Source organism: Salinicoccus carnicancri Crm (genome assembly GCF_000330705.1).
GTDB lineage: Bacteria > Bacillota > Bacilli > Staphylococcales > Salinicoccaceae > Salinicoccus > Salinicoccus carnicancri.
In genome coordinates, this window is record NZ_ANAM01000001.1 from 227,048 (window position 1) to 243,457 (window position 16,410).

Annotated in this window: 14 protein-coding genes; 9 read left to right on the forward strand and 5 right to left on the reverse strand. The window is 47.5% G+C overall.

Annotated elements, in window-relative coordinates; genetic code table 11:
- Nucleotides 1-30: 30 nt before the first annotated feature.
- The 3 genes from C792_RS0101150 to C792_RS0101160 all read left to right on the forward strand — a co-directional run bounded on the left by C792_RS0101150 (nucleotide 31) and on the right by C792_RS0101160 (nucleotide 1,722).
- Nucleotides 31-213 carry a hypothetical protein gene (locus C792_RS0101150; RefSeq protein ID WP_040608666.1) on the forward strand — a complete coding sequence of 61 codons (183 nt, stop codon included), beginning with the start codon at nucleotides 31-33 and terminating at the stop codon, nucleotides 211-213.
- A gap of 110 nt (nucleotides 214-323) precedes the next feature.
- Nucleotides 324-857, forward strand: coding sequence for an NADPH-dependent FMN reductase (locus C792_RS0101155; RefSeq protein ID WP_017547607.1), 534 nt, complete (start codon nucleotides 324-326; stop codon nucleotides 855-857).
- Nucleotides 858-933: 76 nt separating this feature from the next.
- The gene (locus C792_RS0101160) at nucleotides 934-1,722 is read left to right on the forward strand and encodes an N-acetylglucosaminidase (protein WP_017547608.1); all 789 of its coding nucleotides are present in this window, start codon (nucleotides 934-936) and stop codon (nucleotides 1,720-1,722) included.
- Nucleotides 1,723-1,747: 25 nt separating this feature from the next.
- On the opposite strand, the gene fdhD is transcribed toward C792_RS0101160, so the two are convergent.
- Nucleotides 1,748-2,545, reverse strand: coding sequence for a formate dehydrogenase accessory sulfurtransferase FdhD (fdhD, locus tag C792_RS0101165; RefSeq protein ID WP_017547609.1), 798 nt, complete (start codon nucleotides 2,543-2,545; stop codon nucleotides 1,748-1,750).
- A gap of 152 nt (nucleotides 2,546-2,697) precedes the next feature.
- Here fdhD and C792_RS0101170 point away from each other — a divergent pair, with 152 nt between their 5' ends.
- The 5 genes from C792_RS0101170 (at nucleotide 2,698) to glnA (ending at nucleotide 9,661) form a co-directional block, all read left to right on the forward strand.
- Complete coding sequence (locus tag C792_RS0101170) at nucleotides 2,698-3,969, forward strand: L-lactate MFS transporter (RefSeq protein ID WP_017547610.1); 1,272 nt, start codon at nucleotides 2,698-2,700, stop codon at nucleotides 3,967-3,969.
- A gap of 29 nt (nucleotides 3,970-3,998) precedes the next feature.
- Entirely contained in the window at nucleotides 3,999-6,356 is a 2,358-nt protein-coding gene (locus tag C792_RS0101175; protein WP_017547611.1) for an FdhF/YdeP family oxidoreductase, read from the forward strand.
- 127 nt (nucleotides 6,357-6,483) lie between these two features.
- Nucleotides 6,484-7,824 carry a sodium-dependent transporter gene (locus tag C792_RS0101180; RefSeq protein ID WP_017547612.1) on the forward strand — a complete coding sequence of 447 codons (1,341 nt, stop codon included), beginning with the start codon at nucleotides 6,484-6,486 and terminating at the stop codon, nucleotides 7,822-7,824.
- A gap of 152 nt (nucleotides 7,825-7,976) precedes the next feature.
- Nucleotides 7,977-8,312: a MerR family transcriptional regulator gene (locus C792_RS0101185; protein WP_026090171.1), complete on the forward strand. Its 336-nt coding sequence runs from the start codon at nucleotides 7,977-7,979 to the stop codon at nucleotides 8,310-8,312.
- A 14-nt stretch (nucleotides 8,313-8,326) separates the two neighbouring features.
- A complete protein-coding gene (glnA, locus tag C792_RS0101190; protein ID WP_017547614.1) occupies nucleotides 8,327-9,661 on the forward strand; it encodes a type I glutamate--ammonia ligase in 1,335 nt (444 codons plus the stop codon).
- A gap of 15 nt (nucleotides 9,662-9,676) precedes the next feature.
- Here the strand turns inward: glnA and C792_RS0101195 are convergent, their stop codons facing one another.
- The 4 genes from C792_RS0101195 to C792_RS0101210 all read right to left on the reverse strand — a co-directional run bounded on the left by C792_RS0101195 (nucleotide 9,677) and on the right by C792_RS0101210 (nucleotide 14,951).
- Nucleotides 9,677-10,891 (reverse strand): hypothetical protein, encoded by a 1,215-nt coding sequence (locus C792_RS0101195; RefSeq protein WP_017547615.1) that lies wholly within the window; start codon nucleotides 10,889-10,891, stop codon nucleotides 9,677-9,679.
- Nucleotides 10,888-12,090, reverse strand: coding sequence for a DUF58 domain-containing protein (locus C792_RS0101200; protein ID WP_017547616.1), 1,203 nt, complete (start codon nucleotides 12,088-12,090; stop codon nucleotides 10,888-10,890). Before C792_RS0101200 ends, C792_RS0101195 begins: the two co-directional genes overlap by 4 nt.
- Nucleotides 12,080-13,039: an AAA family ATPase gene (locus C792_RS0101205; protein ID WP_017547617.1), complete on the reverse strand. Its 960-nt coding sequence runs from the start codon at nucleotides 13,037-13,039 to the stop codon at nucleotides 12,080-12,082. The genes C792_RS0101200 and C792_RS0101205 overlap by 11 nt, the downstream gene beginning before the upstream one ends.
- A 244-nt stretch (nucleotides 13,040-13,283) precedes the next feature.
- Complete coding sequence (locus tag C792_RS0101210) at nucleotides 13,284-14,951, reverse strand: Na/Pi cotransporter family protein (protein WP_017547618.1); 1,668 nt, start codon at nucleotides 14,949-14,951, stop codon at nucleotides 13,284-13,286.
- A 340-nt stretch (nucleotides 14,952-15,291) separates the two neighbouring features.
- Here C792_RS0101210 and C792_RS0101215 point away from each other — a divergent pair, with 340 nt between their 5' ends.
- Nucleotides 15,292-16,401: an HAD family hydrolase gene (locus C792_RS0101215; RefSeq protein ID WP_017547619.1), complete on the forward strand. Its 1,110-nt coding sequence runs from the start codon at nucleotides 15,292-15,294 to the stop codon at nucleotides 16,399-16,401.
- The last annotated feature ends 9 nt before the right edge of the window (nucleotides 16,402-16,410 follow it).

Sequence of the window (16,410 nt, forward strand, 5' to 3'; positions counted from 1 at the left end):
CAGGAGAATTGATTGGGGGAAGGTGAAATTATGGATACAGGTTTGAATTTAGAATTGCTGACTGAAAAACTGACAGCATATCAGATCAGTCGTGCGGTGGATATTTCCATAGATGACGCTCAATCAATCATCGATAAAGAAATAGATCATGAAGAGTTGGATAAAGAAACAGTTGAAAAACTCAAGACGTTAAGTGATAAATTGAACAACTGATCAGCTGGGCCGGGGGCTCAGCTTTTTTATTACGACTTTAGATGGTTTTAAAGCCAACTGCGGGATGATACGATTGATTTAATCAGCAACCTATGAAAAGGAGACTTTCAATGAACCTGCTTGTCATATCCGGGAGCGCCTTTCCCGGCTCCCACACCAATGCGGTTGCCCGTCTTATAGAATCCCTGGTTGAACAGCCTGAACATAAAGTGACCTTGGTCGATCTATGCGGCTGGGACATCCCGGTTCTCGGCCAGGGGAAAACAGTGGATGTCGGGGAACTGAAGCGTCTTGCATATGAAGCGGACGCAATGATGATTGGAACACCGAATTATCATACTTCCTATTCGGGCATTTTAAAGAATGCTCTGGATCATCTTTCGATAAATGAATTTGAAATGAAACCGGTCGGCCTCTTCTGCAACAGCGGCGGCATGAGGAATTCCGATCCACTTACGCAGCTGAGAATGGTGATGAGAGGCGTCCATGCAATGGTGATACCCACCCAGGCTTCGACGTGCGACTCGGATTTTGTGAAAACGGACGAGGGGCTTATCCTCGAAAATGAGCAGATTAGAGAACGTCTGAGCATAATGATAGACACACTTGTAAAACAGACATATTCGGAAACGGTAAGCATCTGAACAGGGTGCTTACTTTTTTTAGGGTTATGGGCTAGAATGGTGTAATGAGTGAACTTAAAATAAGGGAAAATGAAAAATGAAACAAAAAACGAAGCAGGATATTCCGATCCTTATATTGTTGGGTGTGATGGTGGTGTTCTTCGTCGCCTTCCTGATTTCTGAGACGACTCTTATGGACAGGGAGGAAAAATATATCCATAGCTTTGAATCGGCGGTGGATGCTCAGCTGGAGAGCAGTACTCAGGATGTGAAGCTTGAGGGTGACGGTGCAGTCGAAGCAGATGAGGAGGATATCAGAAATGCAATGGATATCGGACGGAGCAGCACCGATTTCCAGTTCCTGAAACTGGATGAAACAGCGGATCTGACACCTGAACAGCTGAATGAATCCCTTGAGGGCAAGGGAATCCTCGAAGGACTGGGAGAGACCTTCCACGCTGCACAGGAACAATATGGCCTGAATGCCCTGTATCTGATCAGCCATGCGCAGATAGAAACCGGGAATGGCAGGTCCTCCCTTGCAGGAGGGATCGAAGTGGGGGATACCACTTATTACAATTTCTTCGGCATAGGTGCATTTGATAAAAAAGCTGTGTCGGAAGGCTCCGGTTATGCAGCTGAATCTGACTGGTCAACCCCTGAGAAGGCTATCATGGGAGGTGCCCGTTTCATAAGTGAAAATTATGTGTCGAACGGGCAGGATACACTTTACACGATGCGGTGGAATCCTGAAAATCCGGGGGAGCACCTGTACGCCACGGATATACACTGGGCGGTCAAAATCGGAAATATCATGGAGAGTCACTATAATGCACGCGGATTGTCAGCGGGTGAATTCCACAAGGATTATTATACAAAAGAGTAAAAAGCACTCCAGACGGAGTGCTTTTCTATATGCTGTCACCGGTTGGGACAACGCGCCACGGATGACTGTAAATATTGAATGAACTGCCCCGTATGAAGCCGACTGCCGTAATGTTCAGGTCTTCTGCAAGCCTGATGGCAAGGTCTGTAGGTGCCGATTTGCTGAGGACGATGCCCACACCGATTTTGGCTGCTTTTGTCAGCACCTCTGAAGAGATGCGCCCGCTGAATACGAGTATCTTGTCAGAGACGGGTATCCTGTTTTCAATGCAGTAGCCGTACAGTTTGTCCAGTGCGTTATGCCTGCCGATATCTCCGCGGTGCACAATCATCTCCCGGGCGGTACCAAGGCTTGCATTGTGTATGCCTCCGGTCTTCTTGAAAATGGTGCTGGTGTCCTGCATTTCCTTCATCAGTGCAGTGCATTGCTCCGGCGTTACGGTTGTTTTTGACATCGATACTTTGGCGGTATCGACATCGCTCTGGAAATAGAACTGCCGGCTCTTCCCGCAGCAGGATCCGAGTATTCTCCTGGAATACGTAAAATGATCGGTCGGGACATGGCTGCTCAGTTCTATATGACAGAATCCCCCGTGGTCATCCAGGTTCATCGACTTGATGTCACTGTATTTTCGGATGGCGCCTTCAGATGCCAAAAAGCCCATGATGAGTTCCTCCAAATGGTCGGGAGAACAGACAAGTGTAGCGAACTCGATATTATTTATATAGATCGTCATAGGGAATTCTTCAGCAATTGCATCGTTCGTCTCCTCGAATGCCCCGTTGTCATATCTGACGATTTTCCTTTCTGAAGTGATGTCCAAAATAACGACCTCCTTTTTTGCAGATTATATATTGAAAGCGCTTTATTTGTTCAATATAATATTCATTAACCGAACTTCAGCATATGACCGCGCATATATTATAGCATGATTCAGTGTTTGTTACGTCAATAAATTAAAACGGGGGAAATGATTTGAAAACAAAGAAAAATCGCTGGCTTATTGCATTGGCAGGAGTGGGGATACATATTTCGATAGGTTCCGTATATGCCTGGAGTGTATTTACAGTACCGTTGCAGAGTGAGATGGGATGGAGTCTGAGCAATGTCTCCTTCACGTTCAGTCTTGCGATTTTATTCCTTGGCCTCTCTGCAGCTTTCATGGGGCATTTTGTGGAAGCCAGGGGACCAAGGGTGTCAGGTCTTGTTTCAACATTGTTCTTCGCTTCGGGGATGGCGCTTTCAGGGGTGGGGGTACAGCTGGAGAGCCTTGCACTAATGTACGCCGGCTATGGGGTGCTTGGCGGGATCGGGCTTGGAATCGGCTATATAACACCGGTCTCAACACTCGTCAAATGGTTTCCTGACAGGCGCGGCATGGCCACCGGACTTGCCATCATGGGATTTGGATTCGCCGCTATGATCGCCAGCCCGGCAATGGAATGGTTAATTGTGAATGTCAGCATTTCCGGAACTTTCTATATTCTTGCCGCCATCTATTTTGCAGTGATGTTTGCGTCAAGCCACTACCTGGAACGTCCGCCCGAAGGCTACACGCCACCCGGTGTGGACCTGGATAAGAAAATGACAGCCAAAAAAGATGTGGTACAGTTGACGGCGAATGAAGCAGTCAGGACACGGCGCTTTTATTTCCTGTGGATAATGCTGTTTTTGAATGTGACGTGCGGCATAGCGATACTTGCAGTAGCGAGTCCAATGGCACAGGAAATTGCCGGACTTTCTGCAGGCGCTGCGGCTGTAATGGTGGGCATAATGGGCGTATTCAATGGCGGCGGGCGCCTGGTGTGGGCATCGATTTCCGATTACATCGGCAGGCCCAATCTATACTCGCTGTTCTTCATCATCCAGATTGTCCTGTTCCTGCTTCTGCCGTCTGCAGGCCATGCACTCTTGTTCCAGGCGATGCTCTTTATCATCATCTCATGTTATGGCGGTGGATTCTCAGCAATTCCTGCGTATATCGGAGACATTTTCGGGACGAAACAACTGGGTGCAATCCACGGGTATATATTGACGGCGTGGGCTGCAGCCGGACTTGCCGGACCATTTATATCCTCAACAGTATATGAAGCTACCCGGAACTACACGCTGACGCTGTATATATTTGGAGCATTGTTCGTCGCCGCACTGGCAATCTCCATAATGATCAGAAAAGATACAAGGAGGTTAGAAGCGGAGAATTCAGATCAGAGTGAGTTGATAAAGCCGGGCTTTGAGGTACAATAGTTATATAATATCAATAAGGAAGTGTAAATATGGGAAAAACGCTGCACCCGGGACCGATGAGCAAGACGAAAAAATGGGACCCTGCCCTCTGGGCAAGTCCTGTACCTTTCGGTCTGACCAAAGTGAAACCCCGCCATATAAGGGATACAGCCAAAATCGCATGGGATAACAAAGACAACCTGAACTATGCGAAGAATATCATTACCAAGGGTGTATGCGATGGTTGTGCACTCGGTGTGGGGGGGCTCCAGGACCAGACCCTCAAAGGTCCGCATATGTGCACGACCCGCTTCAATGTGCTCAGGTTGAACACGGCCCCGCCAATCAGACCGGAAATCCTGCACCAGGATATCGATGAGCTGCGCAAACTCTCGAGCAGGGAACTCAGGGAATTGGGGCGTGTTCCTTATCCGATGATGCGGCGCAAAGGAGACCGTAAATTCATCCGCATTTCATGGGATGAAGCGATGGATAAAATTGCAGAAAAGATGAGGAAACTTGATCCGAAACAGTATGCATTTTACCTTACGAGCCGTGGAATCACGAATGAATCCTATTATACGGCAGCAAAAGTATCGAGATTCCTGGGCACAAATAATATCGACAATGCTTCAAGAATCTGTCATTCTCCGAGTAAAACAGCGATGAAACGTTCCGTGGGGGTAGGCGCCTCCACCTGCAACTATCAGGACTGGATGGGCACGGATGTCCTTGTGTTCTGGGGCAGTGTCGCTGCAAACTCGAGTCCGGTTTCCACCAAATATATGATGGAAGCCAAGAAACGCGGAACCAAAATCATCGTGATTAATCCGTACAAAGAGCCTTCCATGGAGAAATACTGGGTCCCGTCGGTAACAGAGTCCGCATTGTTCGGCACCAGGATTGCAGATGACTTCTATGAAGTGAACATCGGCGGAGACATCGCAATGATGCACGGAATCATGAAACACTGGTTTGGAATGGAAGCGGAAGCGGAAGGTTCCGCCATCAACCATGAATTCGTACATAATCACGTGAATAACTATGAAGAACTGAAGGAGACTGTCAGCCGCCAGTCCTGGGAGGAAATTGAGCAGTCTTCAGGCATCAGCCGCGAACGCATAGGTGAGCTTGCCGGGCTTATGGCCCGCTCTGAAAATGGGGTGATGGTGTGGGCGCTCGGCCTGACTATGCATAAGCATGCCACCGATAATATTTCACAGGTCTGTAACCTCTCTCTCCTCCGTGGATGGCTCGGCCGGAAGTACAACGGTCTGATGCCGCTCAGAGGACATTCAAGTGTCCAGGGGTCAGGTGAAATGGGTGCCGATCCGTTTGTGCTCCCGGGTGGTGATTATGATGAGGCCAACCGTGAAAGGATTGAAGATGTCTGGAATTTCAAACTGCCTCAATGGCCTGGCGACTCCGTCGGCATCACCATCGAAAATGCCATGCTTCCGGATGATAACGAGCGGAAGCTGAAACTTTATTATATGTCCGGGGGAAATTTCCTGGAGACGATGCCGGACCCGGATTTTGTGGCAGAAGCACTGGCCAATCTGGAAATCCGTGTCCATCAGGATATCATCCTGAATACTTCCACGCTGCTGGATGCCAAAGAGACGGTCATCGTGCTCCCTGCCAAGACGCGTTACGAGCAGGATGGGGGGGGATTGTCGACTTCAACTGAACGGATGATCTATTTCTCGCCTGAGATTGAAGGGAACCGCAACCGCATCAAAGAGGCGCGGAGTGAATGGCAGATCTACGTCGACCTTGCCAGGCGGGTGAAACCCGATGAGGCGCATCTGGTCGGCTTCAACTCCGGGCAGGAGATCCGCGAGGAGATTGCGAAAGCCAATCCGCAGTATGACGGTGTTCAGTATCTGAAAAATTCCGGTGATGTGTACCAATACGGCGGGGCATGGCTTTGTGAGGGCGGGGTCTGTCCGACACCTGATGGACGGGCGAATCTGATCAGCATCGATATCCCGGACAACAATAGGAAAGCCGGCGAGTTCAAGCTGCTTATGAGACGCGGTAAACAATTTAATTCCATGGTGTACGGCGACCATGATGCATTCAACGAGATGGGCCGGTACGATGCCCTGATCAGCGAAGAGGATGCCAGATCACAGGGGATCCAGGAAGGCGAACCGGTTGTCATCTATAACGTAAACGGAGTATTCCAGGGGTTTGCAAGGCTGGCGGACATCAAACCTGGGAACATCGGGATACAGTTCCCCGAGGGGAATTATCTGGTACCTAAAGGGATATATGAAAACTTCGCAGAAATGCCGGACTATACTGTGGATGTGAAACTTGAAAAGGCGGATCATTTCAATGCGAACAAAGACAGACAGTATTATGAAAAGCCGGTGGCGGACCTTGAGGATAATCCGAACTGATGGTTGAAGAGGTGGAGGGAAGCACTGCTTTTCCTGTCATAACGCCTGAATGGCCTGTTTGAAGTATTCAAACAGGCGGTTATTGTGCTAAAATACTAAAAAGTCTCAATATAAAAGGGGAAATATTATGGAAAGATCACAATGGGGGAGTAAACTGGGATTTGTACTTGCTGCGGCAGGTTCTGCGATCGGCCTTGGAGCGTTGTGGCGCTTTCCTTACATGACAGCGGAACATGGCGGCGGGGCTTTTCTTCTTGTATTCCTGATTCTTACTTTGTTTGTCGGCATGCCGCTGCTGCTCTCTGAATTCGTCATCGGACGCGCGGGCCAGAGGAACCCGATAGAAGGATTTGAATATCTCGGAAATAAGAAAGCATACAGAGTGTTCGGCTGGCTGGGGAATATTGCAGTTTTTCTGCTTTTGTCATTTTACAGCGTCATCGGCGGATGGATTCTCATCTATATTATTGTCGCAATCGGGGAAATGATGAATCTCCTGCAGATAGACAACTACGGCTCTGCATTTGAAATGATCATAGCCAATCCTCTGTACGCACTGCTGGCGCAGGGTGCATTCATATTCCTGACCGCCTTCATTGTGGCGCAGGGAGTGCAGAAAGGCCTGGAACGTGCATCTAAAGTGATGATGCCGCTCCTGTTCGCTCTGTTCCTGATTGTCATCATCCGTTCTGTCACACTGCCGGGAGCGGTGGAAGGGATACAATTCTTCCTCACACCCGATTTCTCAATGATAAGTTCAGAAGGCCTTCTGTATGCATTGGGGCAGTCGTTCTTTGCACTCAGTATCGGTGCCACAACGATGATTACATATGCATCATATCTCGGGAAAGAGCAGAATCTCACACAATCTGCATTTTCAATCGTCATCATGAACGTTGCGATTTCAATCATGGCGGGTCTGGCAATATTCCCGGCCATCGCTTCGCTGGATATGGAAGCCGCAGAAGGGCCGGGTCTTGTATTCATCGTTCTCCCGCAGGTATTTGGTGCAATTCCGTTCGGGATGCTCTTCTATATATTGTTCCTTGGTGCATTCCTGTTTGCTACATTTACTTCATCCATTTCGATGATTGAAATAAACGTTGCAAACACGATAAAGGGCAATGAGAACAGACGCAGAAAAATGGCGTATATATTCGGACTGCTTGTCTTCCTGGCCGGGATTCCTTCAGCATTGTCCTACGGTGTGCTGAGTGATGTCATCATTTTCGGCCGATCCATATTCGACAATGTTGACTTCCTGGTATCGAACGTTATGCTCCCGACAGGGGCTTTCATCTCGACAATATTCGTCGGTTATATCATCGACCGCCGTGTGACGATGGGGCAGCTGAATGTGGATGAGAACAGCAGCATGTTCGGATTCTTCAGATTCTGGCTCTTCATGCTCAGGTTTGTGCTGCCGGTCATCATTTTAATAGTGTTTGCGGTAAGCATCTTTGGATGACCGCAGGAAGAGAAGGGTAGCTTATCCTTCTCTTTTTTCATTTGAATGAAGTGTAAAAAAGTATAGAATTAAAACATGTCAGATTTTCTGACATCGATTAGGAAATCAGGAAAAGCTGTGCTAATATTTTTACATGATTTGAGGTGATCGTTTTGGATAATGATCAATTGAGAAGGAGTACTCCTGTTTTCCCCATGTCCTCTGCCATGAAATTGACCGGTTTATCAGCGAGACAGATCAGGTATTATGAATCACTGTCCCTCATCGTGCCCGAACGCAGTGAGGGTAACCACCGTCTCTTTTCAATGAATGATCTGGATGTGCTGCTGAACATCAGAAATTACATGGAGAAGGGGTTCACCATGAAAAGGATCGGGGAGATTCTCAATGACTCTCAAACATATGACACACCGGAAGTCCTGAAGCACAGAGAGCATCAAAGGCCGCTTTTAAACCGCGGTGATCTATCGAGATTTTTCAATAATTAACGGGAGCGTGAGCTATGAAAAAATTTACGAGAGAAGACATCAAGCGTATTGCCGAAGAGGAAAACGTCAGATATTTGAGACTCCAGTTCTCGGATATTCTGGGAACGATCAAGAATGTTGAGGTACCGATCAGTCAGATCGATAAAGCATTGGACGGGGAAATGATGTTCGATGGTTCTTCAATCGAAGGCTTCGTGCGTATTGAAGAGTCCGACATGTATCTGGTACCTGATTTGAGCACGTGGACAATTTTTCCCTGGAGTGCCGGCAACGCCAAAGTAGCCAGGCTGATCTGCGATATCTATGACGTTGATGGAAAACCATTTGACGGCGATCCAAGATCCAATCTGAAACGGGTCCTCAAAGAGATGGAGGACATGGGATATTCCGCTTTTAATCTCGGGCCTGAACCGGAATTTTTCCTTTTCAAGCTTGATGAAAACGGCAACCCGACAACAGAACTGAACGACCAGGGCGGCTATTTCGATCTTGCGCCTACAGACCTTGGGGAAAACTGCCGCAGGGACATAGTGCTGGAACTTGAGGATATGGGATTTGAAATCGAAGCATCCCACCACGAAGTCGCCCAGGGACAGCACGAAATTGACTTCAAGTATGAAGATGCGATTTCGGCGTGTGATAATATCCAGACATTCAAGCTTGTCGTCAAAACTGTGGCAAGGAAGCATAATTTGCATGCGACATTCATGCCAAAACCATTGTACGGCATCAACGGCAATGGGATGCATTTCAACGTCTCCCTGTTCAAAGGCAAAGAAAATGCCTTCTATGATGAGGATGATGCCATCGGCCTGAGCCAGGATATGAGATATTTCATGGCGGGTATCCTGAAGCATGCACGAGGTTTCACCGCCGTCTGCAATCCGCTTGTGAACTCCTACAAGCGTCTGGTGCCAGGCTATGAAGCACCGAGTTATATCGCCTGGAGCGGCAAAAACCGTTCACCGCTGCTCAGGATTCCAACATCAAGGGGACTTTCCACACGTGCCGAAGTCAGATCTGTGGATCCTTCTGCAAACCCTTATATGGCACTTGCAGTCATCTTGAAAGCAGGCCTGGAAGGAATCAAACATAAAATTGGTCTCCCTTCACCGGTCAATGAAAACATCTACGAAATGACACGCGAAGAACGTGAAGCGGTAGGTGTGGAGGACCTGCCGTCCACCCTTTATACTGCGCTCAAGGCGCTAAGGGAAGATGAAGTCATACAGGATGCTCTCGGCGCCCATATATACAGGCAGTTCAACAGCAATAAGAGTGTGGAGTGGGACATGTACCGCTCCCAGGTTTCCGAGTGGGAGCTTAACCAGTATCTGAACCAATATTAGAAAAACTTGCGGGAATCATTCCCGCAAGTTTTTTTGCTTTTCTTTAAGATATTCATTAATCTCTTTTTTCATCATCTTTATATTCTCCTTATATATATGGTAGTCTCTGTCGGCTGTTTTCGTATCACTGTAGCGCGTCTCGATATAAGTTGTGAGCCTCTGCTTATCAATGATGTCAGTCAATCCCAGTCGGGTGATCCATTCCGGGATTGTCTCGTTTTGGTAACGACCCATATTTTTTCCCGCCAGCCATTTTTCAAACTCAAAATAGACTTTTCTGACCCGGTCCTCCGGAACGTCGGCTCTTACCAGCCTTTTTTTCTGTGGGGCAGTGGGGGGTGAAGTGGAAATTGTCTGTTCTATTTCTCTCTTGTCAGTCTGAGGCGGATTTCTCCTTTTATAATAGATGTACAGTCCTGTAATGACTGCAATGATGAACAGTACAGCCATTATCGTGTCGACAGGAAGCTGTGCCACAGCGGGATCCTGGTCGAATTCCGGTCTGGTCTCATCCTCGCCGTCTGAATCGGGAATCGTTCCTTTCTCCAGTGCGGGACGTTCAAATTCGACATTTTCCAATATATGAAAAAAAGGCCGGAGCAGGAATATGAAGCCATTCAGCAGCAGTAAGACAATATATTTTGCGATAAATACAATATAGTGATAGACCAGTCCCAAAGAAATGCCAAGGAGAATGAAGAGCCCTGAAAGTGTGATGAATATATAAGAATTCTTCCCCATCGGCCAGGCATTGCCAACCAGGAGGATGAATATCCTGCCAATGAAAAAGAATAGGACAAGGCTGAGAAATATCATGTGAAAATGCAGGGCATGGGCGACTGTCTCCTCTGTCGTCAAAATATTTGTACCGATAAGCAGCAGAAAAGTAACGATGAGCGTTATGTTGGAGAATGTGGTCTCGACATCATCATGCAGATATTCAAGCCTCAGTAGCGGCAGATAGGCAAGCAGCAGTGCTGCCAGCCAGTGGAAGCCGGACAGGAGAGCGATGATGATGACAAATGGCAGCATGTAATAGATCCTGTTCAGCCTGCAGTGCCTCACGATCAGGAAGCTCGCTGTCATCACGGCGAGGACAATGAAGATGAACGGCATGATCAACGTCTCTTTGCCGTTATGGACATTGATTATCAACACAATGAACAGCAGCAGGAACATGTCAGTGAGGTATGTATGGGCGAACAGTAGTGTATATTTGAACCTGCTCATCTTCTCGCCTCCCCGGTTTTTGTGGATTCAAAGGGGATTATGCCGTAATCATCCAGCTGGAATACATGGGCACCTTTTGCTTCAAGGACAGAGAGACTTTGTGAGATCGGGTCATCAGCCACGCCGGTAAAAATGACATGGGTCGGTATTTCTTCATGCATCTGTACATGCCTGAGCAGCCGTTCGAAATGGAGTGTATATGTGACGGTATCCGTGCGTGCGAGTGTCTCCAGTGTGCGTCTGTAGTGCAGACTGCCAGTACTTTTCTCAAGACTGAAAAAGGAACGGCTGTTCAGCATCACCATGTTCGTAATGATCTTGTATGGTATGCCCGCTTCAGCCGCTTTGCCGGTGACAAAGGCAACCTTTTCAAATATGGTCTCGATGTTTCCGGGTGGCGCATATGAATTTTCAGAACGGAGGTTGATAAGTATGAGCCAGGACACCCGTGTCATCTTGTCATACAGTCTGGTCTGCAGTTCACCGGTCTTTGCAGATGCCTTCCAGTGGATGTCGCGCATACTGTCTTCCGGGATATAGCCACGTGTACCATTTGTCATCAGAGGATCGGAGAACAGCGCATTCCTTTCTGTGAATCCCCCGGGCATCATACGGTTCTCCATTTCCCTGTTGTGGAGGGCATGACGGTCTGGATAGATGATGATTTCATGGTCGGTTTTACCGTACTGTTCAAGGTCTATTGAGCCGAACCCGAAAATTCTGGGGATTTTCAACTCCGATCTGACGATTTTGCTCACCCCTCTTGAATATCCGCTGAAAGGGATTGTGATAAGTGTCCGGCTTTTCGGCATTACAGTGAAGGTGACGGCTGTGATGGTATGCTGTCTTACACCGGTTGAGATATCATCCTGAAAACGGATGTCGTCCCCGGCGGAGATCGTGAGCCTGCCGGCCAGAATCGGCATCATCCCGTCCTGCGAGATTCTTATGCGAAGGAGATCATTCTGGTTTTTAAACATCCGGGTCTCTTTATCGATGATTTCGAATCTGAGCTTTTTGGCCACATTCCTTTCATACAGATAGTTCAGCACAGCGGACGATATGAACAGGCCAAGGGAAACGGCAATCAGCCTGTTTAACTGGATTCCATAGAAAATGTTCAGGGTGAACAAAATGATTACAGCCCCTGTGAAAAAGTTCATCGTCTTTGAGTCGCTGAAGACAGATTTAAACTTCATCGCGCAAAACCCCGTATTCGACAGGAACTTCTGCAGAATTGATGATGTCAAAGGCTACAGCATCTGCCTCTGTCAGTGCCATGCCCTCGATATTCAGCACAAGGCGGTGGCTGATGACAAAAGGAGCAATATATTTGATATCGTCGGGCGTTACATAATGCCTGCCTCTGATAAGTGCAATCCCTTTGGCGGCCTGCAACAGGGCGATGGTACCGCGTGGCGATACACCGGTGTCGACATGTTCATGGTTCCTGGAACTATGTATGATATCGAGTGCATACTCCTGTACCGCATCATTGACTTCAACTGATGACAACCGGCTCTGAAGTTCAATGATTTCATCTTTGGAAAATACAGGCCGGACACCATCCAGTGCATTTTGGGCACCATGGGTATCGAGCATCAATTTCTCTTCCTCCCTCGAAGGATATCCGAGGTCTATTTTCATCAGAAAACGGTCCATCTGGGCTTCGGGCAGATCGAATGTGCCCTGCCTGGACTCTATCGGATTCTGTGTGGCAAGGACGATGAATGGTTCATCCACCGGGATGCGCACTCCGTCTATCGTCACCTGTTTCTCCTCCATCACCTCAAGCAGGGCTGACTGGGTTCTCGGCGTCGCCCTGTTGATTTCATCTGCAAGAAGTATATCGGTATCAACCGGCCCTTTGCGAAGTTCAAACTCCTGAGTTTTGGGGTTGTATATATTGAGGCCGGTTATATCAGAAGGCAGTATGTCCGGCGTAAACTGGATCCTTGTAAAGGTTCCTCCTATCGCCCGTGCGACAGATTTTGACAGCATGGTCTTTCCTGTTCCGGGAACGCTTTCAAAAAGGATATGACCTTTCTGAAGCAGGCTCACGAAGATGAGTTCAATCACTTTCTCCTTGCCGATAATCACTTTGCCCATCTCATCTTTAAAATGACCCAGTTTTTCCTGGATATCCATAAAACTCCCCCTTTTCCTTTATTCTAATATTACAGGGGAAAATGTACAATGCTGTGTTGATGAATGAAATAACCATCCGTGGGCAATGGGGTATAAAAGAGAGGTGTGTTATGGAAAATTACAGGCCTGTCATTCCGGGCGACGGTGCCTGGAGCATCCCGACAGCTGCCAGAATTTCGAATATGCAGTCGTGTTCAGTGAGGCAATAGGAAAATCCCGATGCAGACGCATCGGGATTTCATCTTTATTCATAGATTACAGTGTCTTCGGAAAGTTCGTCGTAGTCTTCATCAAGGTTGGTTTCGGAAATGTTACGGGCATTATAACCGATCCGCTCGAGGTTGCTGATGAGGTCTACATACAGCAGACCGCCGTCCGTGGAGCATGTTCCCTTGTTCAGGCGTTTGACGTGCTGTTTTCTGAGCTTGTTCTCAATCTTATAGGATTTCTGGCTGAGTCTGATGACTTCCTCCAGTTCCTGCGGACTGTAGATGTCGAGTGTATCGATGGCCTTCTTGAATGATTTGTATACATGTTCGTAAAGGTTCTGGAGGCCTTCTTTTGCTTCGTCGGAAATCTCGATCTTTTCTCTGAATTTCTTGTTGTAGGATTCGGTGTACTCATTGATCTGTATGCTTACCTTGTACAGTATGCGTGTGATTTCAAGCAATGTCGCCTGTCTTTCAATATCTTCATCACTGATGTCATATTTCGAGGCATCGATGAGATATTTCTTGATGCTGTCCTGCAGTGTATCCACGACATTGATTTTTTCTTTGATCTCTTTATATTTCTTGCTGTCTCCTGATTTGCTGAAGCTCTGGGAATCATCGAGAATACTGAGCGTCAGGTTTCCAAGGTTTTTAACTTCGGCCTGGGCACCCTGCAATGCAATGCCCGGAGAGCGTTTCAACAGCAGTGGATCAAGCTGGTTCGGCTGGAATTCCTCTGAAAAATCCTTGCCTGGAATAAGCTTGGTTACAATCCAGGCGAGCGCGAAGACGAAAGGAAGGTGTATCAGAGTATTCGTGATGTTGAAGAATCCGTGGCCGAAGGCAATCGTCATCTCAGGATTCAGTTCGAATGCTCCCTGCAGGTAAGTGATAAGTCTTGTGAACAGGGGAAGGCCGATCAAGAATATTGTGGCGCCAATCACGTTGAAGACCACATGTACAGCAGCAGCCCGCTTGGCTGCGATGGATCCGACAAGTGCTGCAAGTATAGCTGTGACAGTAGTGCCGATGTTATCCCCCAGGAGGATTGGCAACGCAGCATCGAGCTCTACAAGGTTATTTGCATAGAAGCCCTGCAGTATTGCAATGGTTGCACTTGAACTCTGAACGATGACTGTAAGTACAGTTCCTACAGCAATGCCGAGCAGAGGGTTATGGGAAACATCCAGCATCAGATTTGAGAATGATTCCAGGTCTGCGAGAGGTTTTACCCCGTCGCCCATCAACTCAAGTCCATAGAAGAGAGCACCAAAACCGAACAGGACCCTTCCGAGATTATTTGCCTGCGGTCTGCTGCCCAGGAAGAAAATCATGAATGCCCCAAGGGCAAGAATAGGGAGTGAATAGGCACCGATATCAAGACCGATGATGAAAGCCGTGACAGTAGTGCCGATGTTGGCTCCCATTATGACTCCAATGGATTGTCTGAGGGTCATAAAACCGGCGGAGACAAGCCCGATGGTAATGGCAGTCGTACCTGAACTGCTCTGTATCAGTATAGTAACAATGATTCCTGCAAGAACCCCCAGCAATGGATTGGAAGTCATCCGGTTCAGGATTTCTCTGAGGCGGTCGCCGGCAGCTGCCTGGAGTCCGTCACCCATCATTTTAAGTCCATAAAGAAAAATACCTAGCCCGCCTAAAAATAGGAAGATGACCTCCATCGGACTGAGTTCCATAAATATTCCCCCAATTAGGCACCTTGGCGCCTTTACGTTAATTTAATTGATTTTACTTGAAATTTACATGCGATGTTACGGTTTTCATTATAGGACGGAATATAATAAAATGCATTAAAATAAATAATTTAACCCGGGTTAAATTCTTACATTTGCAATAATATGGCTTTTGATGAAATTTTAAAAATTTTTTAACAGACCCTTAACAATATGACATGGGCTGCCATTCTGGTATGCAGGTGAATATATTGAATTATGTAAAAGTTCAGTCGACATACGGGGGCTGGTGTGAGACACTGGTATTTAACCCAAAACAACTGCGAACAGGAGGAAATCGGCTGTGACTGTGGTACTATTCGATGTTGACGGGGTGTTTCTCAGTGAGGAAAGATGCTTTGATGTGTCTGCCCTCGCAGTGCACGAAATGCTGTACAGCCCCAGATACTTAAATTTGAAGAAGGAAAAGTTCAAGATTGATTATACAGATGAGGAGATAGACGACATACGGGCATCTGTTTTCAGCAATGACGAAGTGCTTGAAAGGTTCAAGAAAATGGGGCTCAATTCCAATTGGGATATGCTGTTTGTTACCTTTTCCGTCCTCTATATAAATCTGATCAGGCATTCCGGTATCAACGTGGATAATGTGGACATTTCCGATATCTACACAGTCGGCGAGATGCTGGCTGATGTGGATGTGGATTACAGCCATGTTGTGGATTTCCTGAAAGAAGGGGACTATACGAAAGATACGATCTATACGGAACTGATTGAATATGCCCGTCGCAGAATCGGACTTTCAGATCCTGGAATATTCGATATGCACGGCCCGGTATGGACGACCGGGCAATACAAGTACCAGGAATGGTACCTTGGGAGCACTGATGTCAAAACGTCGACCGGTATGGAGGCTGAAGAGGAAGGAAAGAAAGGTTTCATCAATGATGAGGAATGGATCCGCCCCCCCGGGGAAATCAAAGCCATGCTGAAACGGCTCATTGAATCAGGTGTGGAGATCGGAGTGGCCACCGGCAGGCCGAGACAGGAAACACTGATTCCTTTCCATCAGCAGAGTTTCATGGATGTTTTCAGGAACAACAGAGTCTCCACGGCATCGGAGGTCCTTGCAGCCGAAGGAGTGGAAGGTGTTGATGTCTCCCTTGCAAAACCGCATCCCTACAGTTATCTGTGGAGTCTTTACGGCCATGATGAAACGCATTTTGAAGACGCGGTCAATAAACGTAACGTATCAGGAGAAAAAATTTTCATCATCGGCGATTCCATTGCTGACTTCTACTGCGCTGATGCAGTCGGTGCGGATTTCATCGCTACTCTGACGGGACTGACCGGCCGGGAAATCATACCGGACTTCGAAGCCCTTGGGGTGACAGACATGGTAGAGTCCGTTTTGGAAACCGAAGAAATCATATTAAAAAACCATCACAAATGATTGTGATGG

Bases quoted from the DNA above. Each gene is read 5' to 3' on its own strand.
- C792_RS0101150 (WP_040608666.1), top strand. From the start codon at position 31: ATGGATACAGGTTTGAATTTAGAATTGCTGACTGAAAAACTGACAGCA.
- C792_RS0101155 (WP_017547607.1), top strand. From the start codon at position 324: ATGAACCTGCTTGTCATATCCGGGAGCGCCTTTCCCGGCTCCCACACC.
- C792_RS0101160 (WP_017547608.1), top strand. From the start codon at position 934: ATGAAACAAAAAACGAAGCAGGATATTCCGATCCTTATATTGTTGGGT.
- C792_RS0101175 (WP_017547611.1), top strand. From the start codon at position 3,999: ATGGGAAAAACGCTGCACCCGGGACCGATGAGCAAGACGAAAAAATGG.
- C792_RS0101180 (WP_017547612.1), top strand. From the start codon at position 6,484: ATGGAAAGATCACAATGGGGGAGTAAACTGGGATTTGTACTTGCTGCG.
- glnA (WP_017547614.1), top strand. From the start codon at position 8,327: ATGAAAAAATTTACGAGAGAAGACATCAAGCGTATTGCCGAAGAGGAA.
- C792_RS0101195 (WP_017547615.1), bottom strand. From the start codon at position 10,891: ATGAGCAGGTTCAAATATACACTACTGTTCGCCCATACATACCTCACT.
- C792_RS0101200 (WP_017547616.1), bottom strand. From the start codon at position 12,090: ATGAAGTTTAAATCTGTCTTCAGCGACTCAAAGACGATGAACTTTTTC.
- C792_RS0101205 (WP_017547617.1), bottom strand. From the start codon at position 13,039: ATGGATATCCAGGAAAAACTGGGTCATTTTAAAGATGAGATGGGCAAA.
- C792_RS0101210 (WP_017547618.1), bottom strand. From the start codon at position 14,951: ATGGAACTCAGTCCGATGGAGGTCATCTTCCTATTTTTAGGCGGGCTA.